We start from the raw sequence: 25,202 nt of genomic DNA on the forward strand, positions 1-25,202 counted from the left end.
GGGGTGTTCAGTGCTGCTGAACACCCCTAGACGGCGGCTTCTCACACAATTGTGATGTTGTGCCCTGCTGCACGCAGGGTGTCAGCGAATTGGTCGGCTTGGCCCACGATGACGATGCCCCATTTGCCGTGGATATAGCGGCTCCAGGCGTTATTGAGTCGTTCTGGGGTCATGGATGCCATGTCGGCCAGAACGCGGGTGATCTCGTCGGTGTCGCTTCCTGCGAGGAATTTGGCTATCGCTTCATCGGCAATGTTGTCGGCGATGGTGTAATCCCCGGGAGCGGTTTTGACTAGATAATCCACGCCAGTAGCGGTTTCGGTCGCGGTGAAGGTACCGGCGGCGCTGTTAAGGATGTCCAGAGCGCAGTCGACGGCTGCGGCAGTGACTTCTGAGCGCACTGCCCCGTTGACCTGGAAAATGCCGCCACGATTACGTGGGGTGAATCCTGCTCGCATGCCGTAGGTGTATCCGCGTTTTTCACGGAGTTCAGTATCGAGCCTGCTAGTGGTGGTGCCGCCCATGAGGTAGCCCAGAACCGGGTAGGGAGCCCAGCCTCCTTCAACGCTGCGTCCAGGTCCGGGACAGCCGATACGGATTTCGCTTTGTACTGCTCCGGGGCGGTCCACGATGACGGTGCGGGACCAGTCGGGGGCATAGGCGCCCGGTGGTTCGACGTGGTGTGGGCGTGCTGGCCCATCAGTCCAGGAGCCGAATGCGTTGGTCAATAGCTCAGGAACATCAATGCCGCAGAGATCACCAGCGATAGCTACAGCTGATCCGCTGGGGCCCAGTGCCTGGTAGTAGGCGTGAATGTCTTCGCGGGTGATAGCTGAGATGGTGTCGATGGTGCCGGGGTAAGGGCGCGCGAGGCGGTCGTTGGGGGCGAACATGAGTGCCACGAAGTGCTCAGCGGCGCGTTGCCCCGGGTGGGCTCGGGCTGCTTCGAGGTCGGCGATGGTTTGCCGGACGATCAGGTCGATTTCTTTTTGGGCCAGGATGGGCTCTTGGAGGCAAGAGCGCAGCAGATCTAGCGCTGGGGCAATGTTGCGGGCAGCAACTTGTACGTCGCAGGTGATGGAGCGTTCCCCGGCCATGACGCGAATGACTGCCCCAAGTCGTTCTGCGGCGCGAGTGAAGGCGGTGGTGTCGAGTTGGCCAGCACCTTCAGTGAGCGCTTCGGCGAGAATGCGGGCTACGCCTTCGACGTGGCGAGGCTCATAGGAGATGGGCAGGGGGATTCCCAGGGTGAGGGAAAGGATGTGTTGGCCGGGCACGTGGTAGGCCATGGCGTTCAGCCCGTGGTCGCCAATGGTGAATCGTTCGGGGGTAGGGAATTTCCAGGGTGGCGCGGCAGTGGGGATAGGTCGGGGGTTGTTCATGCCTGTTCCTTTCCAGGCTGGCCTTGGGTGCGGGCGCGGGGAATGTAGTGAAGGACTGCCCGGTGTGGCGGGTTGAGCCAGTGGCGAGCAGCTGCGGTGACGTCTTCGCTGGTGATGAGGGCGAGGCGGTCAAGGAAGTGTGCCGCGCCGGTGGCGTCGCCGTGAAGGGTGGCGTAGTGGTTGAGGGCATCGGCGCGTTCGGTGAGTCCGGCAAGCGTGGACAGCCACCCGTATTCGGCGAAGGCATTGGAGCTGGTGAGTTCGTCTTCGGTGGGGCCGTGGGTGCCTAGGGCTTCTAGTTCGGCGCAGATGATGTCTTCGACGTGCGCGGGGTCGGTGCCTTCTTCGAGTTGGACGGTGATGAATCCCAGGGAGGTGTTTTCGGTCAGTCCCATCCAGGAGACGGACACAGAGTTGGCTAGGGCGGTGTCGCGCACCAGTTTCATGTCCAGGCGCGACATGCCCAGGCCACCGAGAGCATCGAGAGCCAGGGTGGCGCCAAGGTAGGCGCGGGAGGTGTCTTCACGGGGCAGCCGGAAGGCTATGTAGAGGCGTTCGTGAGGGACGTCAGCGTGAATGCAGCTGCGGATGGGGGATGCGATGGGTGGTAGCGGTGGGCTGTCGGTATGAGTGGAGATGAGGGCGGGGTCAGGGTCGGTGAGGTGACCGAAGTAGGTGGCGGCCAGGTCTGCGGCTTTATCGACGGTGACGTCTCCGGCGAGAGTCAGGACAGTGTTGGAGGGTCGGTAGTGCGCTGTGTAGAAAGCGTGGGCATCTTCAAGACAGGAAGATTCCAGATCAGCCATGGAGCCGATGGGTACGTGGCTGTAGGGGTGTCCTGGTGGGAAGACCAGTGCGCATAGTTCGGCCATCCAGGTGCCGTAGGGGACGTTGTCGTAGCGTTGGCGCTTTTCTTCTTTGACGACGTCGCGTTGGTTGTCGAAGTTTTCTTGGGTCAGGGCGGGTAAGAGGTTGCCGTGGCGGTCAGCTTCGAGCCAGAGCGCGAGTTCGAGTGCCCCGGTGGGTACGGTTTCGAAGTAGTTTGTCCGGTCGAATGAGGTGGTGGCGTTGAGCCGGGCTCCTTGGGCCATGAGGGCGGCGAAGTGTTCTCCTTCGGCGACGTTGGCCGAGCCTTGAAACATGAGGTGTTCGAATAGGTGGGCGAATCCAGTGCGGCCGGGGTGTTCGTGACGGGATCCGACGCCTACCCAGAGATTGACTGCCACTAGCGGTACGAGAGGGTCGGGATTGATGACCACGCGCAAACCGTTGGGTAGGCGCACCTGTTGGATCTCGTACGGCAGCGGCATTGGTTCAGCTTACGAACCGGGCTTAGCGTGCACCAACTGTCTTGTGGGCCCGGTTTTTCAGGTTCTGAGGCTTGAGGCGCGGTGAGGTCTGTCGGCGTGTTTTGGTGGCGCGGCTGGTGCGGTGTTTTTTAGTGGCTTTAGTGTGGGTGGTGACGGTGACTCTGCGGTGGTGGATGGCTCCGGTGCCGTCTGCGTTGTCGGTGTGAGTGATGGCGCTGAGCGCTCGGGTGGACCTGCCTGCTGCGGTGGCAGGTGAGGTGGCTGCGAGCGTTGTCGTGGCAATGGCCAGTAGTGCGGTGGCAGCGATGCGTCCGATGGCGTTTCTCACGTGTGTGTTCCCCCTGGTTTTGTGCCGCGGTGCGGCGTAGTGGGTCCGCCTGCCGGTGTGCTGGTTCGGCGTATGTGACGGACTGTGATCGCCTCGGCCCCCCGCCGAGGCGATCCGGAGCGTTCCCCCGAACGGCCCGTCGCTGTCAGCGTTCCACCCCGGTGAGGGCCGGTTCGCGTCGGGCGATGTCTCAACTATCGGTCTTGGACAGTCGTTCGGCAAGCGGAGTTGGTCAGTCGTCCGACTAATGGGCGTATTGCTAGTAGTCACGACCTTGCTCGAGGGGTCGATTTATTTGCGAAATTTCCTGCTCATGATGAGTTTTCGATTAATTTTGGGCGGAGCGAGAGGGCGATTTTTTGTTCTTGTGATGCATCTATGGCCGCCCGCCTCACGCTTCATGCTGACGACTACTCCGGATTCTTCCGCCAAATTTTTGTCATCTATAAGCGAACATGCAGATTTCGTGACGACCATCAGATAAGGCAAAGCAATCTCGCAGTCGCTCACCGCATAAGGCCGAATGCCTCAACATGACAGTTCGGGCCCGCCACGTTGAAGTGGCGGGCCCGAACGTACAAACTGCGCATCACTGCGCAGAACGACGACAGCGAGCGTCTCTAGTTATCGATGCGCTCACCTTTGCTGCGGGGCTTTTCTCCGCGTAGTAGGGATCCAGAAACGCCTTGCCCTAGCTGGCGCATAGCCAGTCGGCCAACCATCTGCTGGTGAGTGGTGACGCGCTCGGAGCGGTCATCAGACAAGAAGGTGATCGCCCATCGAATCAAGGTAGACACACGCGATTTGAAGCCGACCAGGAAGAGCAGGTGAATGGCCAGCCATGCCGACCATGCGATGAAGCCGGAGAACTTGAAGCCTTTGACATTGGCGACACCGCGGTATTTAGAAATGATCGCCATGGAGCCTTTGTCGTTGTACGTGAAGGGCTGTGCGGCGCGCTTTTCATTGCCATCCAAGCGTGCAATGACGGTACGGGCTGCCCAGCCACCAGACTGGATCGCTCCCTGCGCAACACCAGGCACGCCTTCGAAAGCCATGAGGTCACCGATGACAAAGATTTCGGGGTGTCCTTCAATGGTCAGGTCAGGCTTGACGATCACGCGGCCAGTACGGTCAACCTCGGCTGGTGTTTTGTCCGCCAAAACACGGCCAAGGCGGTTTCCTTGCACACCAGCAGCCCAGACCTTGGTCGCTGCTTCGATGTGTTCAGTACGCCCGTCGGCGTATTTGATGTCAACACCGTCACCATCAATGTGGGTCACAAAACCGCCCAAGCGGACATCGACGCCGAGGTCCTGCAGGGATCGGCGTGCTTTGCTGCCAAGCTTGTCACCGAAGTTGGCCAGCACCTCTTTAGCTCCGTCAACGAGGATGACTTTAGCCTGGCGGGAGTCGATCTTGCGGAACTCTTTGGCCAGTGTGTGGGAGCTGAGCTCACGGATCTGGCCTGCCATTTCCACACCGGTGGGGCCAGCTCCAACAACAACGAAGGTCAGTAGCCGGTCGCGCTCGACGGGGTCTTCAGTCAGCTCGGCGCGCTCGAAGCTGTTGAAGATACGAGAGCGAAGCTCTAGGGCGTCATCGATCGATTTCATGCCCGGGGCATACGTGGCGAAATGATCGTTCCCGAAGTACGACTGGCTCGCCCCCGAGGCAACGATGAGGGTGTCGTAGGGGGTAACGGTGGTGTTGTCATGCAAGCGCGAGGTGACGGTCTTGGCCTGCGGGTCAATGTCATCAACCAGACCAAGAATCACGCGCGCATTGCGCTGGTGCTTGAGGATTTCCCGAATCGGCGGGGCAATCTCACCTTCGGAAAGAATTCCGGTAGCGACCTGGTAGAGCAGCGGCTGAAACAGGTGGTGGTCGGTTTTGCCGATGATGGTGACCAGAACGTCTTTACGGTGAGCAAACTGCTTGGCAGCGAACAAGCCACCAAAACCGGTGCCGATAATCACGACGTGGTGGCGTTGGGACGCACCCATGTTCACAGTCACGAAAGCTCCTTCAAAAAAGTACGTGTCGCGTTTCACAGTAGATCGTTCCGGAAAGGTCATCCCACTCGCCATATGAGGCTGCGCAAGGACTGCGAGTGACCTAGCCAGGGCTTCACCGAATGATCCGAGGGAAGGCAGGTATAGCAGGAATGCGCTATCCGTACTTCTGTGTGTCCACGGGATCACAGCACGACGAAGGCCGGAACCTTTGAAAGGTTCCGGCCTTCTAATCGACCAAACGCTGGTTCACAGTAGCGGGGGCAGGATTTGAACCTGCGACCTCCGGGTTATGAGCCCGGCGAGCTACCGAGCTGCTCCACCCCGCGTTGGTGAACACCACATTACTCACATCTGGTCAAAAGACCAAATCGAGAACAAAAAATCCTCAAAAAATTCTCTGACCAGCAAAAACGCTACTCCTGCTCAGATACAGACGCAGACGGCGTTGGGGATTCAGAAGCACTGGGAGCAGCCTCCTGTCTCGAATTAGACCCAGAAGACTTCTCACCACCCTCCCCAGCAACGCCGCCCTCAGGCGCCAACTGAACAGCCTTACTAATCGCTGCAGCCAACGCCTCCTGCGCCTTGCCGTAAGCACTCCAGTCACCCTGACGCAACGCAGCCTGGCTCGCCTCGTACAACTTCTGCACCTCAGCCAACGCAGCCTTCAACTGCTCCGACCGGGGCTTAGGCGAAGGCGCAGCAGGCGTATCACCCTTGCTAGAACGATCCGAATCGCCAGCACTGGCGCCTGAATCTCCCTCAAACAGTTGATCCAACGCGCTGTCGAGCGTCTTACCCCAGGCGATCTTCTTACCGAAGGAAACCACCACCGCCTGCAGCAAGGGATACGTCCCCCCATCACGGCTCGACACATAGATCGGCTGCACATACAGCAGCCCCCCACCGACTGGCAGGGTCAGCAGATTGCCTCGCTGCACCTTGGAACCAGATTGCGAAATGTTGAGGAAGTTATTCAACGTCGCCGGGAAATCCTGCGACGAGACGTTAGAAGTGTTGATCTTGCTCTGCACCTGACTTGGCCCCGGCACGTTCGTGGCACTAGGCACGTCCAGCAGGCGCATCACCCCATACCCCTCGCGCCTCTTACCCGGAGTCGACCCCGCGTTGGAATCCACCGCCAAGAAACCCGTCAAATACGGACGGTTTTCACCCGCAGGCGAGAACGACGTCGTCAACGAGAAAGACGGCTCTTTCTGCCCCGGCATCCGGATAGACAAGTAATACGGCGGCTGATCCGGGCTGTTCTGCCCCTGAGTCTGCCCCTGAGCAGGCTGAGCAGCCTGCGTCGGATCCGTTGGCACCTTCCAGTACTCACCACCGGTGTAGAAGCTGGCAGCATCGGCTACGTGGTACCGCGTGAGCAGCTCACGCTGCACCTTGAACATGTCCTCCGGATAACGCAAGTGGCTCATCAAACCGCCACTGATTTTGCTCATCGGCTGAACCACACCCGGGAAAGCCTTCGACCAAGCCTTCAAAATCGGATCAGACTCATCCCAGGTATACAAACGCACCGTGCCGTCATAGGCATCAACCGTGGCCTTAACCGAGTTACGGATGTAGTTCACCTGACCGCCACGGGCCTGCTGCACACTCTGGCTACGCGCCGTCACCGTGTCCGAGGTAGCAGTGTCAAGACTCTGCAAACGGCTGTACGGATACCGATCCGACGTGGTGTACCCATCAACAACCCATTGGATACGCCCGTCAACAACAGTCGGGTAAATGTTGCCATCCAAAGTCAGCCACGGCGCCACAGCCCGCACCCGCTCCCGCGGAGTCCGACGATCCAAAATCGTCGTGAAATCTCCGACCTGCTCAGACAGCAAAAACTTCAATTCCCGGTACTTAATCGCATACGCGGCCCGTTTGAAGAAGTTATCCAGCTTGACTCCACCAATACCGGAATATGTCGTGTACCGCTCACCGTCAACAGCCTGATAATCAAGCTCCCGCGGCTTAGCGCCTTTCTCTCCACCCACAAGCGAATACTCGTGCGTACGCTCACCGAAATAAATACGCGGCTCAAAAGGAGTCAGCTCCCCCTTCGGAGGAATATCGCGCGTGAAAAAGTCTGGCGCACCCTCATCAGTGCGAGTATTACCCCTGGCAGTCACCAACCCGTACCCATGCGTGTACACCGTGTGATCGTTCACCCAGTTACGCTGCGGAGCCCCTTCAAGATTCAACTCACGAGCAGCAACCACTGAATCTTGCTGACCATTCTTCAACCCATACCGGTCAACATCCAGCGCATCCGGGAACGCATAATACTGACGCAAACCCTGCATCTGCGTAAACGTCGGCGACACAATCAACGGATCAATAATGCGAACCCCAGGAATAGTCGCCGCATCCTGACGCAACTGCCCCGGCTCCACGTCAGTCTTCGCCGCATAGTCAGTCTTCTGAATCGACGACAACCCGTACGCGTCCCGCGTGGCATTAATGTTGTACTGAATAAACGGACCTTCCAGCGCCGCCTCCGAAGGACGTACCCTAAACGACTGAACAAGAGTCGGGTAAATCCCCCCAGCCACCACAGACAAAATCAACAGCATTGCCACACCAATAATCGGAAGCCGCCACGACGTCGTCCAAATCGTCGCTAAAAACAGCACCGCACAAATCACCGCAGCCACGGCAAGAATGGTCTTCGTTGGCAACACTGCGTACTGATCGGCATACGTCAAACCAGTAATACGGTCCGAATGACGAACCGACAAGGCATAACGATCCAGCCAATACCCCACGCCCCGGACCAACACCAACGCAGCCGCCAACACACTCAGATGAATCCGCGCAGCCCGCGTAGTCGACAAACCCTTAGGGCCAATACTGATCCCACCATCGATGTAATGCATTAACGCAGCCGCCAACAGCCCCAGCACAAAAGCCATCGTCAAGAAAGCCACCGCGAACTGCAGCATCGGCAATGAAAACACAAAAAAACCAATATCCAACCCAAAAGTCGGATCAGCTTTACCGAAATCCTGCCTATTCACAAACGCCAAAGCCATCTGCCACTGCCCAGCCGCAGCCAAACCAGCAAACGCACCAAACAACAACGGCACCAGCCACACCGCGAGGCGACGGACCGGCTCAATCATCTGCCGATACCGCTCCAACACCTCCTGCTGCGGCGTCGTCGGCGCATACACCGGCCGCATCCGATGCGCGATAACCAGCGAACTGGCCACTAACGCCCCCACCAGCACCATGCCCACCACAAACAAAACCACCTGAACCGCGATCGTGGTCCACATGACCTGCCCGGCCTGCACAGACTCGTACCACAACACCTCGGTCCAGAACTGGCTAACCACCACCAGCACAACCACTAAAGCAACCAAAGAAGCCACCGTCACCAACAACGGCGAAGGCTTCCCCCGCACACGAGCCCCCCGCGGCACCGCTCCCCCGCCAGAACCAGAACCACCCGGCGGTGAACCGCCGAACCCGCCAAAACCGCCAGCTGCATCGCTCACGTCAGCAACACCCTTCACGCACAAAAAACTGGAAACACCACGCTACCGACCAAAACCCAACCGCGCGGTCCACGCCGCGCAGAACCACACCCCCTCCACTCGCCGTACCCCACCCCCGCACGCAACAATGACCGACGTGACTGACAACACCCCCACCAACGGAATCATCAGCAACCCACTCCTGGACTGCCTCATCGAAGCCGAAAAACACGTCGCCGCAGCAGGCTGGGAACAACCCCCACGCCTATTCGCGCTCGTCCACACCACCCGACTCATCGAAATGGAACCCGCCCTAGCCACCCAACTCGGCACCCCAACCGACCCCACCGCCCTATCCAGCATTGAACAAGAAGGCATCGAAACCGCCTTCGGACACGGCCCCCTCACCGACCCCACCAACCTCGACTCACTCCTATCCTCCCTAGCCTGGCCAGAAGAAGTACACGGCGTAGCCCTAGCCATCGAACGACTCGTCCTGCCCCCCTCCGCCGCCGAAAACCTCCCCACCCAACCCGAAAAACTCGCCCAAGCAGCCGCCAACCACCCCGACCGCATCGAAGTCCGCCTCATGGCAGGCGTCACCCGCGACGGCCAAGCAACCTGCCTACTACGCCAACGCGCCCACGACACCGACGACAAAGTCGCCATCGGACACGACATCGCCCCCGACCTCATCAACGCCCTCTCCACCACCCTCGTCCCCGACGAGGAATAACCACCACGAGGCGGACGGAGCCCCACCACGCCCCGTCCCCTCACCCACCATCAACCACACGTCGGCAAAGAATCCCCCTGCCCAGCACCAATCGCCTCCACCGCACGCAATGCCTCATCAAACGTGTCAACCTTCACCACACGAAGCCCCTCCGGCACATTCCCCACCACCTCCGAACAATTCTTCGCCGGAGCCAAAAACCACTCCGCCGACGCCGCACGGGCACCATCCATCTTGTGCGTAATCCCACCAATGGGACCCACCGTGCCATCCAAAGACATCGTCCCCGTGCCAGCAATACGCCGCCCCCCAGTCAACGCACCCGGCGTCAACTTGTCATACAACCCCAACGCAAACATCGTTCCCGCCGACGGACCACCCACATCCCCCGCCCTGATCTGCACCTTCGGCGCCTTAGGGAACCGCGCCTCCAAACCAACACCAATCAACATTCGCCCCTGAACCTTTTTCGGGGTCACCTCCACCACAGAACCTGAACCCCCACGATCAATACCAATCTTGACCGGCGACCCATCAGGACGCTGCCGAACCAACTCCGCAACCTGCGCTGTACGCGAAATCGGCTGACCATCCACCGACGTGATCACATCACCCTCACGCAACACCCCCTGTGCGAGACCAGAAGGCACCACCGAAGCAACACGCGCCACCTCCTCAAAACCCAATTTGTTAAAAACCACTGCCTCAGCACTGTTATGCGAACCAGCCATCTGCGCGCTCGTAGCCCGACTCAAACTCTCCCGCGTCACATTCGGCGGAAACACCTCATCGCGAGGCACCACATCCGAACCCGGATCAAACAACGAACTCAACAAAAACCACCCATTAATCTCAAAACCAGGCCCCCCATACTGCGCCACCGTCGTGAAATCCAACGCCCCCTGCGTTGGATACGTCTTGGCATCCTCCACCGAGATAATCGCCGTCCCATCCAAATCACCCAACGTGTTCACCGCAGGACCAGCCCGCAACACCACAAATGGCGGATGAACCAACGCCCCCACCACCACAAGAACCATCACAAACAACACAACCGTCACCAGCCGCGCAGTTCTCCTCGACAAACGCCACGATGCCCTCACGGAGTACCTACCCACTCATCCGAACCATCGGCAAACAACTGATGCTTCCACACCGGCACCCGCTGCTTGAGCTCATCAATGAAAAAACGACACGCCGCAAAAGCCTCCCCCCGATGCTCAGCCCCCACAGCCATCACCACCGCCACATCACCAACCTCCAAAACACCAACACGATGCACCGCCGCCACCGCATGAACCCCCTCAAAAGCAACAGCTTCCTGCGCAACCTCACGCAACACATCCTCAGCTGAAGGATGCGCCGAATACTCCAACCCAGACACGTCCCTAGCCCCGTCATGGTTCCGCACCACCCCACAAAACGTCACCACACCCCCCACCCGCGGATCACGCACGGACCCCACAACCTCATCCAACGACAACGGCGAAGCCGACACCGCCACATACACACCACTCATTAACAAACTCCCTTCCGCACAACCAAGCCATAGTGCCCCACCATCCACACCACCCACCCCAACCAAAATCGAACCTCCACCCCCAGACGTGATTATCTGGGACAAGGAACCCATCCGACGTATCCAACGTAGGAGCAGGCATGTCGCACAACCCCGACCTCCCCCGTAACAACGGCGACGACCAACCAGACTTCATGAAAATGCTGCAAGACATGATGTCGTCGCAAAACAACCCCGCCTTCAATGAAGCCCTCAAAGGCATGGGAATCAACAACCTCGACCCAGCCACCATGAACATGCTCGCCGGACAACTCGGCGCATTCTTCACCTCCCCCTCCCCCGACGGCCTCGACACAACCATGTGCACCGACATCGCCCGAAAAACCGCCGCCGCCAACGGCGACGCAGTCGTCCCCACCCCAGCAATCCAAGCCGTCGAAAACGCCGTCCGCCTCGCCTCCCTGTGGATCGACAGCGCAACCCGCTTCGACTCCCAACCCACCACCATCAGCGCCTGGTCCCGCGCCGAATGGATCGAAGCCACCATCGATACCTGGTCCAACCTCACGCGACCCCTGGCTAAAGGCGTCACCGACGCCATCTCCTCGGCCTTCACCACCCAACTCGAACAATTCACCGACGGCGACATCCCACCCGTCCCCGGCATGCCCGCACTACCCAATGGCATGGACATGCGCAGCATGATCAACCAAATGCGCCCCATGCTCGAACGCGTCTCCGGCAGCATCTTCTCCGCCCAATTCGGACAAGCCATCGGCACCCTCGCCGGCGACGTCACCTCCGGAACCGAAGTCGGACTCCCCCTAGTCAACAACGGACACGTCGCCCTCCTACCCGCCAACATCGGCGCATTCGGAGAAGGCCTCGAAATCGACTCCAACGAAGTACTCATCTACCTCGCCACCCGCGAAGTAGCCCGCACCCGACTATTCGCCGACGTCCCCTGGCTCGGCCCCCAACTCATCCTCGCCGTCCAGGAATACGCACGCGACATCACCATCGACACCGAACGCATCCAACGCACCGTCGAACAGTTCAACCCCACCTCCATGGACCCCAACGACATGAACGCCATGCAGGAAGCCCTCGCCGGCGAACTGTTCTCACCCCACCCCAGCCCCAGCCAACAAGCAGCCCTCAGACGCCTAGAAACCCTCCTAGCCCTCGTCGAGGGATGGGTCGACATCGTCACCGCCAACGCCACTAGCAACCACCTCCCCCACAGCGACGCACTCGGTGAAGCCGTCCGCCGCCGCCGCGCCACCGGAGGCCCGGCCGAAGACCTCTTCGGCAAACTCGTCGGACTCGAACTACGCCCCCGCCGCATGCGCGACGCCGCCAACCTCTTCGCCGCACTCGAAAACCGCGGCGGCACCGACCTACGCGACAACGCCTGGCGCGACCCCGAATCAGCCCCCACCGCCACCGACCTGGACGACATCATGGGCTACGTCGCACGCGTAACCGAAAACAACAAAGACGACATCGACCGCGCCCTCGAAGACCTCCTATCCCAAAACAACAACGACAACGACAACGACAACGACAAATAACCCACACACAAGGACACCACCAGGAGGAACAGTGAGCACGGCACGCGCCCACACCCCCAAGCGCCCCCGCCGTCGCTCCACCGCCTGGATCCCACGCCAACACGGCGCCTGGGCCATCCTCACCGTCCCCATCACCGTCGGCGTCATCCGCTCCCACGGCCACCCCACCCAACTACCCCTCATCGCCTTCTGCTTCACCGCCTACCTCACATACAACGCCTTCTCCACCTGGACCACCTCACGCCACAACCCCCGCCACCTACCACCACTACTCACATACACCACCCTGGCCACCACCCTGGCCCTCACCACCCTGATCACCCGACCCGACCTAGCCCACTACACCATCCTCTTCATCCCTCTCACCGCCATCACCACCTGGTGCACCCTGAACCACCACGAACAATGGCTCCTCAACGACATCACCACCATCACCACCGCCTGCCTCTTCGGGTACATCGTCTACATGGCCGGATTTACCCCCACCGGCACCATCGGCGTCGGCCGCGCCAAAATGGCCACCGCCACCATCCTGCTCATCGCCTACTTCACCGGTACCGCCCTCTACATCAAAACCATCATCCGCGAACGCACCTCCCGACCCCACCACATCGCCTCCATCACCTACCACGCCACCTGCACCACCCTCCTAGCCACCGCACTCCTCCTAGGCCCCACCGGCATCGACATCCTCAGACTCCCCGGCCTCACCTCCCGCGGAACCCTCACCGCCACCATCATCTTCCTCCTCCTCACCATCCGCGCCGCCGCCCTGGCCGGACATAAAATCCGCCCAGCCCACGCAGGCCTAGGCGAACTCGCCGCCAGCGCCCTCCTCACCATCACCACCACCGTCCTCTGGTAACCGCCCACCCCACTCATCCACAACCCCACCCTCCGTGTGAACAACACCCCCCAACCCCCGCCACACCGGCACAGTCAAAACAACACACCCCACCACACACGGAGAAACCCCATGAACCATCCACGCCTAGCCCCCACCGTCCGCGTCCTCGACCGCGGACCAGGCTGCCTCCACATCGGACACAGCCCCTCCCACGGCATCGTCATCGACGGGCTCGACCCCACCGAAATCCACTACCTCCGCGCCCTCGAAACAGACAGCAACACCACCCTCACCCAACGCGACATCCCCACCCGTGCACCCCAACTCAACCAACTCCTCACCGACGCCAACCTCACCCACAGCACCAACACCACCCCCCTAAACATCTGCGTCACCGGACACAACGACCTCGCCACCGGCCTACGCACCACCCTGCACAACAACGGCCACCACCTCATCAGCGAACCCCACCCCGAACGCCCCCACCCCCACATCGACCTAGCCATCCTCACCGACATCGGCGGCGTCCCCTACATCGACGCCCACCACTGGAACAAAGCCAACATCCCCCACCTACCCGTCACCCTCGACGGCTGCACCATCACCATCGGCCCCTGGATCACCCCCGAAGGCCCCTGCCTACACTGCATCGACCTCACCCGCAGCGACGAAGACCCCGCCTGGCCACACCTACTAGCCCAAACCAGCGGCCGACACACCTGGGACACCACCGACCACTGCGGCAACCAAACCGCCCGCACCGCCCTAGCCATATGGCTCACCACCACCGCAATCCAACGCCTCGCCACCGACCCAACCACCCTCACCCGCGAAAACCACACCAGCCTGACCTGGAATCTCCTCGACGCCAGCGCCTCCCACACCACCTGGAACATCCACCCCCACTGCCCCACCCACACCCCCTAACCCTCACCACCAACCACCTCCTGCGGATCAGCACCCCCCAACACCGCCAACACCCCATCGGCATACATCGACAACTTCCGCGCCCCCACACCCGAGACACCAGCCAACTCACCACGATCACACGGCTCACGCTCGGCAATCGCCATCAACGTCGCATCCGTAAAAACCACATACGCCGGCACACTCCCAGCCGCAGCCACCAACGACCGCCACTGCTGCAGCCGCTCAAACAACCCCTCGTCATACGACGCAGGACACCCCTGACACCGACGCAACTTCCGCTCCGCCGGACTCACCAACAACTCACCACACACACGACACACCGCAGGCCGCTTCGGCTCCCGCTCCACCACCCCACCAACACCACCAACAACCGGCACCACCCCACCAGCCCCCTCCAACACACCACCCACACCCTCAAAAAACCGACTCAACCGCCGCGAACCACGCCCACCCGCATGCCGCGACGCCGCCCACGAAACCATCAACCCCCGCCGCGCACGCGTAACCCCCACATACGCCAAACGCCGCTCCTCCTCCACAGCCTCCTGCCCCTCAGCCATCGCAATCGGCAAAAACCCCTCACTAGCCCCCACCAAAAACACGTACTCCCACTCCAACCCCTTCGTCGCATGCAACGTCGCCAACGTCACCCCATCCACACTCGGCGCATGCGAAGCATGCATCCGCTCCTCAATCTCCCCTACCAAATCACGCAACCGCGCCCCCGGACTCACCGCAACCACACCCCGCGCCAACTCCACCAACGCCGCCAACGACTCCCACTCATCCCGCCGAGCACCACGCCCCGACGGAGCCACCGGAGACCACCCCACCCCACCCAACACATCCACCACCACATCCGGCAACGCCTTCGAACCATCATCCGAACGCGCCTGACCACGCAACAACACCACCGCCCGCACCACCTCAGGCCGCGACCAAAACCGCTCACCCCCACGCACCAAATACGCAACCCCCACCCCATCCAACGCCCGCTCAAACGCCTCCGACTGACTATTCGTCCGAAACAAAATCGCAATATCCCGCGCCGCAACGCCCCGGCCCAACAACCCCACCACACGCTCAGCAACCCCCACCGCCTCAGCCTCATCATCAGCAAAACACTCCACCCGCGGCACCACCCCAGACTCCCCCACAGCCCGCAACCGAATCGGACTACGCAACACCCCCCGCTGCCCCTCCAACATCACATTCGCCAAATTCACCACCTGCGGACTCGACCGATAATTCCGCTCCAACCGCACCACCCGAGCACCCTCAAAACGACGCCCAAACCCCAACAAATGCTCCGCACTAGCCCCCGTAAACGAATAAATAGTCTGCGCAGGATCCCCCACCACACACACATCAGAACGATCCCCCACCCACAAATCCAACAAACGCTGCTGAACCACATTCACATCCTGATACTCATCCACCACAAAATGCTGATACTGCTCCCGCACCTCCCGCACAACCTGCGGATACTCCAACAACAACCCCACCATCAACAACAAAACATCCTCAAAATCCACCACCCGCCGAGCAGCCTTCACCTGCTCATACTCCTCAATCACCCGCGCCATCATCACCCGATCCACCCCCGGAGCCACCCGCCCCACCCGCTCAGCCACCGACACATACGTCTCAGCCGTCAACATCCCCACCTTCGACCACTCAATCTCCGCAGCCAAATCACGCACCACCGCACGATCCGAAGGCAACTTCAACCGCCGCGCCACCTCAGCCACTAACGACGCCTTATGCGGCAACACATCCGGCAACGCACCCCCCACCGCACGCGGCCAAAAATAATGCAACTGCCGCAACGCCGCCGCATGAAACGTCCTCGCCTGCACCCCCGAAACACCCAACCCCCGCAACCGCTGACGCAACTCCCCCGCAGCCCGCGCAGTAAACGTCACCGCCAACAACCGCTGCGGCACCACCGCCCCCGACAACACCCCATACGCAATCCGATGCGTAATCGCCCGCGTCTTACCCGTCCCCGCACCAGCCAACACACACATCGGCCCCAACGGATTCGCAGCCACCTCCCGCTGCGCCTCATCCAAACCACGCAACACCCCCTCAGCATCACCAGAAAACAACTCCACAACACCAACCCCTCACACCGAAACCTCACCAACACCAACCAGCGGACCACCGTACCAACGCTCAATCAACCGACGCGCAATCGACAACCGCCCCGGCAACTGAACCTCCCCAGACCCCACCGCAACCCGCAACTCCTCACGCGAATACCACTGCGCCTGCACAATCTCCGCGGCATCCAAACACAACCCCACCCCCACCGCCTTGGCCTCAAAACCCAACATCAACGACCCCGGAAACGGCCATGGCTGATCCGCCACAAACACCACATCCCGCACCTGCACACCCACCTCCTCAGCAACCTCACGCACCACCGCATCACTAGCCCCCTCCCCCGCATCCACAAACCCAGCCAACAACGAACGACGCCCCACCTCCCACCCCACATTCCTCGCCAACAACAACCTCCCCCGAACATCCGTCACCGCCACAATCACCGCCGGATCCGTCCGCGGAAAAAACTCCACCCCCTCCACCAAACACACCCGCACCCACCCCGCAGAAACCACCCGAGTCGGCGCCCCGCACCGACAACAAAAACCAGACCTCTCATGCCAATTCACCAACGCCACCGCCGTCAACAACACATCCCGCTCCACCTCACCCACCAACTCCCCCGCCTCCCGAATCCCCAACCACGACACCCCACCACCAACCAACACACCCGACCCCCCACACACCGCAACCACAGCCACACCAGCCACCCTGCCCAAAAACAACACACCACGCCCCTCATCCCCAACCACCGGCGAACGAAACACCAACCCCACACCACCGCCAACACCCCGCACCACCGGCACACACCCATCAACCACCTCCAACACCCTCGTCCCCGCATCACCCAACACCTCCCCCACCAACCCCGGCACACCCCGCTCACCCACACACCTATCCACACCACCAGGCCCCAACCCACTCACACCACAAACCTCAACCACACAAACCACCTCCACAAACACCCCACCACACCAACAACACCAAAACCCTACGACCACCAACCACCCAACCAACTCCCCTCAGCCACAAGACACTCCGAAACTCCACCCCCACCCCAACCACCCAACGCCGCTACGGTGGGAACGTGATCAACCCAGCACTCACACTGGCCGCACTCGCAGACGCAGCCCTCCCCGACGCACGACCCACACGAGTCGAACACGTCACCGAACACCCGGGTGATCACTACAGCCTCGCCTTCATCGAAGACAACACCCAACGCCGCTGGGCCATCCGACTACCCACCGACCCCGTCGCCGCCGCCCTCCAAGACCAATCACTCCCCCTCCTAGAAGCCCTCCGCCACCACCTCCCCTACGCCACACCCCACCCCCACGGCTTCGCCTCCCTACGCGACGGCCGCCGCGCCATGCTCTACCCACTCATCCCAGGCCGCACCATCAAATTCGACCTCCTACCCCCCGGCCCCGGACTAGCAACCGCCCTCGGACAAGCAATCGCCACCATCCACAACCTCAACCCCACCCTCTACGACACCGCAGGCCTACCCACCTACGACGCCACCGACCTACACCGCCGCCGCATCTGCGACATCGACCTCGGCGCATCCACCGGCCTCGTCCCCACCGGACTACTCAACCGCTGGGAACCCCTCCTAGAAGACATCGCCCTCTGGCGCTTCCCCACCCGCCCCACCCACGGCCACCTCGAAGCCGACCACATCCTCATCGACTTCAACGACCCCCACGACGCCTCCACCGGACACATCGTCGCCATCACCAGCTGGGACAACGCCACCATCGGCGACCCAGCCACCGACCTAGCCACCGTCTTGACCCACACCAACCGCCGCGCAGCCGAAGCCATCTTCACCGCCTACACCACCACCCTGACCGAACCCCCAGACCCATCCATCCGACGACGCGCCACCCTCCTCAGCGAACTACGCCTGCTCGGAAAACTCCTCACCGCAAAACGCCTCAACAACCACCACGCCCTCACCCACGCAACCCAAGCACTCACCCACCTCAACGAACAGGTCGGCAACCAACCCATCCCCCACGAACCCTTCAACCCCACCCCCACCCCACCCACACCCCACACCCCCATCACCGACCTCTACTCCGCCGGCACACCCACCACCGACATCGCCTTCCACACCGAAAACACACCCACCCCCTCCGCCGAAGAACGCGCCTACACCACCAAAACCACCCCCCACCGCACCACCCAACGCCACCCCAAAGACACAACCCGCCCCGGCGGCGGCACCCAAAGCGCCGCCAACCGCTCCCACAACACACTCACCAACACCACCCCCTAAACCCCATCACCCCCGACCACCACCCAAACCAGCAACCCACGCCGACAACTCCTCCCGCGAAGGCATCACAGGACGCAACGTCACCCCATCAGCCGCATAGAAAAACGCCGCCCCCACCTCCTGCACATCCACCCCACGCAACTGCGCATACGCCAACCGATACAACGCCAACTGCATACTCCTAGACTCAACCTGCGCCGCACTCGGAGCCCGCCCCGTCTTCCAATCCACAACCTCAAAACCACCCCCCGGCCGCGCAAACACCGCATCAATCCGCCCCCGAACCGGCAAACCATCAATCACCGTCTCCACCGAAAACTCCACCTCCAACGGCTGCCGATCAGCCCACTCCGACGCCAAAAAATTCTCCTTCCACCGCTGCACATCACCCATCTCACAATCAACCCACTCCTGATCACCAACACCCCCCTCAGAGACACAGTCCAACAACGGCACCTGCGACCGATACCGCGCCTCCACCCACGCATGAAACTGCGCCCCCGCACGAGCAGCAACCGCAGGCGGACGCGGCATAGGACGCCGCAAATCAACAGCAAACCCCTCCGGATCCACCCGCAAACGCACAAGATCAGTACCCGTCACATGATCAGGTAAAACCGCCACCTGCTCACGCACCCCATCCCTGCCGGCCAACCACTCAGCCACCAAAACATCCATCTCAACCGACAAATCATCCACCCCATCAACTACCCCGCCACCACTCATCGCCGAACGCACCGCCTCCATCTCAACAGAACGCGACACCGGAGCAGACACAGGCCACACAACCTGCTCATCAAACACCGTCGGGTTTTCCGCCCCCTCCGGCGGCATATCAACCCACTCCTCAACAACAGCCCCCGGCGCAACCTCACTCAAAAACCGACTCGTCACCCGCGGGCTCTTATGCCCCTCCCACACCGCCGTTGAGACAAGCAACGCCTCCACCGCACGGGTATAGGCGACATATGCCAACCTTCTTTCCTCACGCATCGCATGTATCCCCCAGCGAGCGCGAAATCAGACAACGCATCCTGCGCACCTTGCGAATCAACTCCACGCAAATCCATCTGCGGCAACCCATTGGCATCCCCCCGCAAGGGGTAGGGAATCGCACCAAGATCACTCATCCACGCTGAATCTTTCGGGGGCTGCACCTGCCATTGATCACCAACAAACGAAACCCGTGCCGGATTCGGATAACTAGGAAACCCGCCCTCCACAAGACCAGGAACCGCCACCACATCCCATTCCAGCCCTTTACTGGCATGCACAGTCAACACATTGACAGCTCCCATAGGTGCTGGCGCAGGCATATCAAGCCCTCGTTCCTGATCAGCGGCAGCCTCCAAGTACGACAAGAGAGCATGCGGCGTTGCTGTGGCAGAACCAGCGGCAAAACCGGCGACTACTTCAGCGAACGCATCTAGCTGAGCACGCGCCGATTCTGGAGTAGCACCAGGACGCGACAACAGCTCCACTTCCAGGCCAAGCACTCGCTCAGCAGTCATCACCATTTCTGGGAGAGATTGAGACGAGGCCTCCCGCACCTGGCTCAGCGCACGTGCTAGCCACTCCAGACGAGCACGAGCTGTCAAGGTCAATTCACGGCCGTGGTTGTCTTTCCATCCTCGTTCTGGAAGATCTTCGACAGCTTCGATCAGCCCTGAGGGCTCCAGGCGAGTGTCGATACCTTCTGGGATGTCGTTTTTTGTTTCTGTATCTGTTTCTGCGGCGGGTGCCTCCTGGTTACCTACGGTTTCCTGCATAAGACGGTCTCGGTGTCGTGCCCAGGCAGCTAATACGTCGAGGTCGCGTACCCCGAGTCGGCATACCGGTCCGGCAAGAAGTCGCATGAATTTGTCAGATCGCGATGAGTCAGTCGCGGAGGCGATCAGCGCTACGAGGTCGGTGATTTCGGGGACCATGAGTAGCCCTCCTAGTCCCACTACCTCTACCGGAAGTCCTTCTTTGCGGAGTGCATCGATGATGAGGGGGAATTGTGCTCGGCGGCGGCATAGCACCGCGGCGGTACGCCCTGATCGGGGTGGTTCGCTCCCGGGGTGTGGTTGTGCGGTGTCCCACCAGTGGCGGGCAATCCATTGGGCGGTGCCGGTGGCTTCTTCTTCGGCGGTGGCCCAACGTCCTGTGTGGATGCGGCCTGGTCCTGCTGCTGGTCTGGGGCGGAGTTTGTGTACCTGGACGGTGCTGTGTTGGGTGAGTTCAGCGGCGACGGTGTTGGCTGCGGCGAGGATGGCTTGGTCGTTTCGCCAGCTGATGGATAGGGGCAGGGTGGGTGCGGGGGTAGTTGTTCCTTGTGCGTGGGTGCCGAAGAGGACGGGGAATCGGGTGAGGGTGGTTGCGCTTGCTCCGCGCCATCCGTAAATGGATTGGTGGGGGTCGCCTACGGCGACGACGGGGATGGGTGGGGGGTGTTCTTCGCTGGAGCGGGCGAAGAGAGCTTCGAGCAGGCGCATTTGGGCTTCGGAGGTGTCTTGGAATTCGTCGAGGAGGACGATGTTGAAGCGGCGTCGTTCGGTGGCGGCGACTGCGGGGAAGTTGATGGCCAGTTGGGCTGCGAGTTGGACTTGGTCGGCGAAGTCGATGACGGAGTGTTCGCGTTTTCGGCGGACGTAGTCGGCCAGGATGGGCAGGAGTTGTTGTTGTGCGGCGCAGTGTGCGCGCAGTTTTCGTATAGAGGTGGGCAAGCTGCGTTTTTTGGGGGCGAGTTCGATGCTGTCGAGGTCGCTGATGGTGGCGGTGAGGAAGGTGTCGAGGTCGTGGGGGGTGCGGAGGTGTTCGGCGAGTTGGCCTGATAGGGAGAGGATTGTTGCGGTGACGGTGGCGGGGCTGGCTTCGACGGCGTCCATGGGGCCGGTGTATTCGGTGACGCAGGAGTCTGCGAGTTGCCAGGCGAGGGCTTCGGTGAGCAGTCCTGCGTCGGGTTCGACGCCTAGGCGTAGTCCGTGTTCTTTGACGAGGCGGCCTGCGTAGGCGTTGTAGGTGGAGACGGTGGGGGCGACGATGTCGTTGTCGGTGGTGCTGTCGTTGGGGGTGTTGGGGTCGTTGTAGGGGATCCAGAGTCCTGCGGCACGGACGGCGGTGAGGCGGCGGGTGATGCGTTCGGCGAGTTCTCCGGCTGCTTTTCGGGTGAAGGTGAGGCCTAGGACGGATTCGGCGGGGACGAGTCCGTTGGCGACGAGCCAGACGACGCGTGAGGCCATGGTTTCGGTTTTGCCTGATCCTGCTCCAGCGACGATGAGCATGGATTCGAGGGGGTGTTCGATAACTGCTGCTTGTTCGGGGGTGGGGTGGTGTCTGCCGAGGGCGTCTGCGATGTCGTTGGCGCTGTAGTGGATTTTCACTGGGTGCCTCCTTCATTGCGGGTGGGGCAGATGGTGTGGTGGCTGCAGACGCGGCACCAGGGTCCGGGGTGTGCGGGGAAGGTGTTGCCGGCCATGCCGTTGCTGGTTTCTTCGATGAGTTGGTGGGCCCAGTGTGGGTCTTCGGTTTCGTTGAGGGGTGGTTGGGCTTGGATTTTGGCGGAGTTGGTGAGTCCGGCTTTGCCGATGTGGACGAGGGCTGCGCCGGCTGATCCGGTGCCGTATGTGTTGAGGGCTCCTGCTTCGAGGGCGAGTTGGTAGGTGGCGAGTTGGGCGTGGTGGGTGATGTCGGCGTCGGTGGGTTTGGTGGCGCCGGTTTTGAAGTCGATGATGCGTAGTTGGCCTTGGGGGTTGCGTTCGAGGCGGTCGATGCGGCCTCGGATGTCGGCGCGGCCGATGGGGACGTTGATGTCGGTTTCTTTTGCGACGGGTTGCCAGCCGTCGTTGGTACTGGTGTTTTGGTAGGTGGCTAGGCGGGAGATCATGTGTTGTGCCTGTTGGTGGAGGCGTTGTGAGGTCCAGCCGTCGGGGAGGTTGAGGTGGGGCCAGAGTCTGTCGAGTTCTGCGCTCATGGCGGGGTAGTCGTTTTCGTAGCGTGCGGCGATGTCGTGGATGAGTGTTCCGAGGGCGGAGGTGGTTTGGGGGGTGGTGGCTTCGCCGCCTGCGGTGGTGGCGAACCAGCGTAGGGGGCATTCGGTGTAGGTCTGGATTTTGGAGGGTGAGATGCGGATGCGGCTTTGGGGGGGTAGGACGGGTTCGTTGGTGCTGATGGGTTGGTCGGGCCACCAGGTGTCTGGGTGGGCTCCGGGGATGCCGAGGCGGGCGAGGTGGGCCAGTCGTTGGGCGTGGAGGGTGCGTTGGTGGGGGTCGGTGGTTTCGGTGAGGCGGCGGCGCAGTTCGCCGACGAGTCCGGTCATGGACATTGCTCGGGGTGTGGGGGTGGGTTGGGTGGGGGTGTCGGGGTGGCTGTTGGGTATGGCTTGTCGGACGAGTTCGCAGTAGTTGCTAGGTTGTTCGTCTTCGTTTGAGGTGGCGGTGATGATGAGTCGTTGGCGGGCTCGGCTGGTGGCTAGGGCGAAGAGGCGGGCTTCGTCGTGGATTACGTCGATGAGTTGGGCGTGGATGTTGGTGCCGCGGTTGGTGAGGATGTCGACGAGGCGTTCGGAGCCGAGGAGGGATCCGCGTAGGCGGGTGTCTGGCCAGACACCTTCTTGGAGTCCGGCGATGATGACTAGTCCCCATTCGCGGCCTACGGCTCCGGCGGGGGTGGTGAGGGTGACTTGGCGTCCGCGTTGTCCTCGGGCGGCGAGGGTGTCGGCTGCGACGTCTTGGGAGAGGAGGTGTTCGAGGAAGCTTAGTGGTCCGCTTCCGGGTAGTCGGGTGGTGTAGGCGTCGGCGGCGGCGAAGAGCGCGACGACGGCGTCGAGGTCTCGGTCGGCGCGGGCGGAGGCGGTGGTTCCGTTGAGGGCGGTGTCGCGCCAGAGCGGGGCGGCGTTGGTGGCGTTCCAGATTGCCCAGAGGATGGTGTGGCAGGTGGTGTTGGGGTGCCAGGTGGGGCGGCCGTTGGTGTTGGTGATGGTGATGGCGTGGAGTGCGGCGTGGAGTGCGGTGCGTAGGCGGGTGATGGGGGCCAGGTCGGGGTGTGGGGGTGGTGGTGTGGGGTCGAGGAGGGCATGGGCGAGGAGTTCGGGGGTTGTGCGGGTGCCGCCGTTGATGCGTTCGTGGTGGGTCAGGGCGCGGCGGGCGCGGCGGGCGGTGACGGTGTCTGATTGGAGGAGGTGGGAGGTGAGGGTTTCATCGAGGGTGAGTAGGTCGTCGGTGGTGAGGTGTTGGGGGGTGGGGTGGGTTGTGGTGGTGGGGTTTTCGGGTGTGGGGTTGTGGGCTGCGGCCCAGGCGGCGTGGATGGCGACTTCGTAGATGGCCAGGAGTGCGCGGACGGGGGTTTCTTCGCGTAGTGGTAGGCGGGCGCCGGCGATGTCGGTGGGGATGCCGGCGGCGTTGAAGGCTCGTCGTAGGGCTGCGGTGCGGGTGGATCCGCGGACGATGACGGCCATGTCTGACCATTCACGTCCGTTGAGGAGGTGTTCGCGGCGCAGGAGGGCGGTGATGTGGGCTTCTTCGGCGCTGGTGTTGTTGGCGATGATGATGTCGATTGGTGGGGTGTTTGTGCTGGGTTCGGGTCCTGGTGGTGGGGTGGCGTGTCGGTGGGTGGCGGTTCCGGTGACGCCGATGTTGTGGGTGATGTGGGTGGTGACGGCGGCGATGGCGTGGTTGGGGCGGTGTCGGGTGTTGAGGGTGTGGCAGGTGGTGGGTGTGAGTCCGTCCCAGCCGCTGGTGAATAGGTGGGGGTCGGCTCCGCGGAAGGTTTGGGTGGCGGTGTCGGGGTCGCCGATGAGGACGAGTTCGATGCCGTTGTGGTGGAGGGTGTTGAGGAGGGTGGCTGCGGCGGCGGTGAGTTCTTGTGCGTCGTCGATGATGAGGGTGCGGATGCCGCCGCTGAGGAGGTTGTTGTTGGTGGGGTTGTCAAGGAGTGCTCCTGCGGCGGCGCCGAGGATCCAGGAGGGGTCGTAGGCGCCGGGGCGGGAGAGTGCGGTGACGTTGTCGTATTCGCGTAGTACGTCGGCGGCTGCGGTCCAGGCGGGTTCGTTGTGTTGGTTGCCGAGGTGGGCGAGTTCTTCGGGTGAGATGCCGTATTCGACGGCGCGCATGATGAGGTCGCGGAGTTCTGCGCGGAATCCGCGGGTGGTGAGGGCTTCGGTGATGTCGTGGGGCCAGTTGGGGGCGGGGGCGTGTCCGGTGGTGTGTCCGGTGAGGAGTTCGCCGAGGATGACGTCTTGTTCGGCTCCGTCGAGGAGGCGGGGTGGTGGGGTGTTGTTGAGGCGGGCAAGGCGGGTGAGGATGCTGAATCCGAAGGCTTGCATGGAGGCGGCGAGGGGGCGTTGGGTGGTGGTGCCTAGTAGGCGGGTTACTTCGCGTCGGGCGTGGGTGGCGGTGACGCGTGAGGAGGTGAGGAGCATGCATTCGGTGGGGGTGCGGTGGTTGTTGCGGATACGGTGTAGGACGCTGTGTACGGCGACGGTGGTTTTGCCTGTACCTGGGGCGCCGTAGATGTGGATGAGGGGGCCGCGTGCGGTGGTGGCTGTGGTTTGTGAGGGGTCGAGTTGGTGGGTTTCGACGAGGCGGGGCCAGCCGTCGAAATGGGTGGTGTTGGTGCGAACGAGGCGTACGGGGGTGGTGTCGTGGTTGGGGGGCGGGGTGGGTTTGTTCACGGTGTGCCTCGTGGATGGT

General features: G+C 61.7%; 17 protein-coding genes and 1 tRNA gene. 5 read left to right on the plus strand and 13 right to left on the minus strand.

The window, feature by feature from the left end; all coding sequences use genetic code 11:
- Window positions 1-41: 41 nt before the first annotated feature.
- The 6 genes from DXZ77_RS06115 to DXZ77_RS06140 all read right to left on the minus strand — a co-directional run bounded on the left by DXZ77_RS06115 (window position 42) and on the right by DXZ77_RS06140 (window position 8,550).
- Window positions 42-1,382, minus strand: a complete 1,341-nt coding sequence (locus DXZ77_RS06115) for a M16 family metallopeptidase (protein WP_115030747.1) — start codon at window positions 1,380-1,382, stop codon at window positions 42-44.
- Window positions 1,379-2,692: a M16 family metallopeptidase gene (locus DXZ77_RS06120; RefSeq protein WP_115030749.1), complete on the minus strand. Its 1,314-nt coding sequence runs from the start codon at window positions 2,690-2,692 to the stop codon at window positions 1,379-1,381. The genes DXZ77_RS06115 and DXZ77_RS06120 overlap by 4 nt, the downstream gene beginning before the upstream one ends.
- Before the next feature lie 22 nt (window positions 2,693-2,714).
- Window positions 2,715-3,020, minus strand: coding sequence for a hypothetical protein (locus DXZ77_RS06125; protein WP_115030751.1), 306 nt, complete (start codon window positions 3,018-3,020; stop codon window positions 2,715-2,717).
- Window positions 3,021-3,640: 620 nt separating this feature from the next.
- Entirely contained in the window at window positions 3,641-5,038 is a 1,398-nt protein-coding gene (locus tag DXZ77_RS06130) for an NAD(P)/FAD-dependent oxidoreductase (RefSeq protein WP_258553168.1), read from the minus strand.
- 252 nt (window positions 5,039-5,290) lie between these two features.
- A tRNA-Met gene (locus tag DXZ77_RS06135) sits at window positions 5,291-5,364 on the minus strand.
- An 87-nt stretch (window positions 5,365-5,451) separates the two neighbouring features.
- Window positions 5,452-8,550 (minus strand): UPF0182 family membrane protein, encoded by a 3,099-nt coding sequence (locus DXZ77_RS06140; protein WP_258553169.1) that lies wholly within the window; start codon window positions 8,548-8,550, stop codon window positions 5,452-5,454.
- 127 nt (window positions 8,551-8,677) lie between these two features.
- Here DXZ77_RS06140 and DXZ77_RS06145 point away from each other — a divergent pair, with 127 nt between their 5' ends.
- Window positions 8,678-9,265 carry a PPA1309 family protein gene (locus tag DXZ77_RS06145; RefSeq protein WP_115030755.1) on the plus strand — a complete coding sequence of 196 codons (588 nt, stop codon included), beginning with the start codon at window positions 8,678-8,680 and terminating at the stop codon, window positions 9,263-9,265.
- A 50-nt stretch (window positions 9,266-9,315) separates the two neighbouring features.
- Here DXZ77_RS06145 and DXZ77_RS06150 read toward each other — a convergent pair whose 3' ends face one another.
- The gene (locus tag DXZ77_RS06150) at window positions 9,316-10,326 is read right to left on the minus strand and encodes a YlbL family protein (RefSeq protein WP_115030757.1); all 1,011 of its coding nucleotides are present in this window, start codon (window positions 10,324-10,326) and stop codon (window positions 9,316-9,318) included.
- 38 nt (window positions 10,327-10,364) lie between these two features.
- On the minus strand, window positions 10,365-10,784 hold the full coding sequence (locus DXZ77_RS06155; protein ID WP_115030759.1) for a molybdenum cofactor biosynthesis protein MoaE: 420 nt from the start codon (window positions 10,782-10,784) through the stop codon (window positions 10,365-10,367).
- A 140-nt stretch (window positions 10,785-10,924) separates the two neighbouring features.
- Between DXZ77_RS06155 and DXZ77_RS06160 the strand changes: the two genes are divergently transcribed.
- From DXZ77_RS06160 to DXZ77_RS06170, 3 genes are all read left to right on the plus strand, one after another.
- Window positions 10,925-12,358: a zinc-dependent metalloprotease gene (locus tag DXZ77_RS06160; RefSeq protein WP_115030761.1), complete on the plus strand. Its 1,434-nt coding sequence runs from the start codon at window positions 10,925-10,927 to the stop codon at window positions 12,356-12,358.
- 31 nt (window positions 12,359-12,389) lie between these two features.
- Complete coding sequence (locus tag DXZ77_RS06165) at window positions 12,390-13,223, plus strand: YwiC-like family protein (protein WP_115030763.1); 834 nt, start codon at window positions 12,390-12,392, stop codon at window positions 13,221-13,223.
- Between the two features lie 111 nt (window positions 13,224-13,334).
- The gene (locus tag DXZ77_RS06170) at window positions 13,335-14,132 is read left to right on the plus strand and encodes a hypothetical protein (protein WP_115030765.1); all 798 of its coding nucleotides are present in this window, start codon (window positions 13,335-13,337) and stop codon (window positions 14,130-14,132) included.
- Here the strand turns inward: DXZ77_RS06170 and DXZ77_RS06175 are convergent.
- Together DXZ77_RS06175 and nudC are read right to left on the minus strand one after the other, a co-directional pair.
- Window positions 14,129-16,252 carry an ATP-dependent DNA helicase UvrD2 gene (locus tag DXZ77_RS06175; protein ID WP_258553171.1) on the minus strand — a complete coding sequence of 708 codons (2,124 nt, stop codon included), beginning with the start codon at window positions 16,250-16,252 and terminating at the stop codon, window positions 14,129-14,131. The genes DXZ77_RS06170 and DXZ77_RS06175 overlap by 4 nt on opposite strands.
- Window positions 16,253-16,264: 12 nt before the next feature.
- Complete coding sequence (gene nudC / locus DXZ77_RS06180; protein ID WP_181816051.1) at window positions 16,265-17,188, minus strand: NAD(+) diphosphatase; 924 nt, start codon at window positions 17,186-17,188, stop codon at window positions 16,265-16,267.
- A gap of 143 nt (window positions 17,189-17,331) precedes the next feature.
- On the opposite strand from nudC, the gene DXZ77_RS06185 reads away from it, so the two are divergent.
- A complete protein-coding gene (locus DXZ77_RS06185; RefSeq protein ID WP_115030770.1) occupies window positions 17,332-18,531 on the plus strand; it encodes a phosphotransferase in 1,200 nt (399 codons plus the stop codon).
- A gap of 6 nt (window positions 18,532-18,537) precedes the next feature.
- Here the strand turns inward: DXZ77_RS06185 and DXZ77_RS12410 are convergent, their stop codons facing one another.
- From DXZ77_RS12410 to DXZ77_RS06195, 3 genes are read right to left on the minus strand one after another with little or no spacing between them, the layout of a single operon-like run.
- Entirely contained in the window at window positions 18,538-19,425 is an 888-nt protein-coding gene (locus DXZ77_RS12410) for a RecB family exonuclease (RefSeq protein WP_258553172.1), read from the minus strand.
- Window positions 19,422-21,896, minus strand: a complete 2,475-nt coding sequence (locus DXZ77_RS06190) for an ATP-dependent helicase (protein WP_258553173.1) — start codon at window positions 21,894-21,896, stop codon at window positions 19,422-19,424. Before DXZ77_RS06190 ends, DXZ77_RS12410 begins: the two co-directional genes overlap by 4 nt.
- Entirely contained in the window at window positions 21,893-25,183 is a 3,291-nt protein-coding gene (locus DXZ77_RS06195) for an ATP-dependent DNA helicase (protein WP_147279208.1), read from the minus strand. The genes DXZ77_RS06190 and DXZ77_RS06195 overlap by 4 nt, the downstream gene beginning before the upstream one ends.
- Window positions 25,184-25,202 lie beyond the last annotated feature (19 nt).

Source organism: Dermatophilus congolensis (assembly GCF_900447215.1).
GTDB lineage: Bacteria > Actinomycetota > Actinomycetes > Actinomycetales > Dermatophilaceae > Dermatophilus > Dermatophilus congolensis_A.

What these genes read in the sequence shown, in the direction of transcription:
- DXZ77_RS06115 (WP_115030747.1), bottom strand. Translation starts at nt 1,382, where the DNA reads ATGAACAACCCCCGACCTATCCCCACTGCCGCGCCACCCTGGAAATTC.
- DXZ77_RS06120 (WP_115030749.1), bottom strand. Translation starts at nt 2,692, where the DNA reads ATGCCGCTGCCGTACGAGATCCAACAGGTGCGCCTACCCAACGGTTTG.
- DXZ77_RS06145 (WP_115030755.1), top strand. Translation starts at nt 8,678, where the DNA reads ATGACCGACGTGACTGACAACACCCCCACCAACGGAATCATCAGCAAC.
- DXZ77_RS06155 (WP_115030759.1), bottom strand. Translation starts at nt 10,784, where the DNA reads ATGAGTGGTGTGTATGTGGCGGTGTCGGCTTCGCCGTTGTCGTTGGAT.
- DXZ77_RS06160 (WP_115030761.1), top strand. Translation starts at nt 10,925, where the DNA reads ATGTCGCACAACCCCGACCTCCCCCGTAACAACGGCGACGACCAACCA.
- DXZ77_RS06170 (WP_115030765.1), top strand. Translation starts at nt 13,335, where the DNA reads ATGAACCATCCACGCCTAGCCCCCACCGTCCGCGTCCTCGACCGCGGA.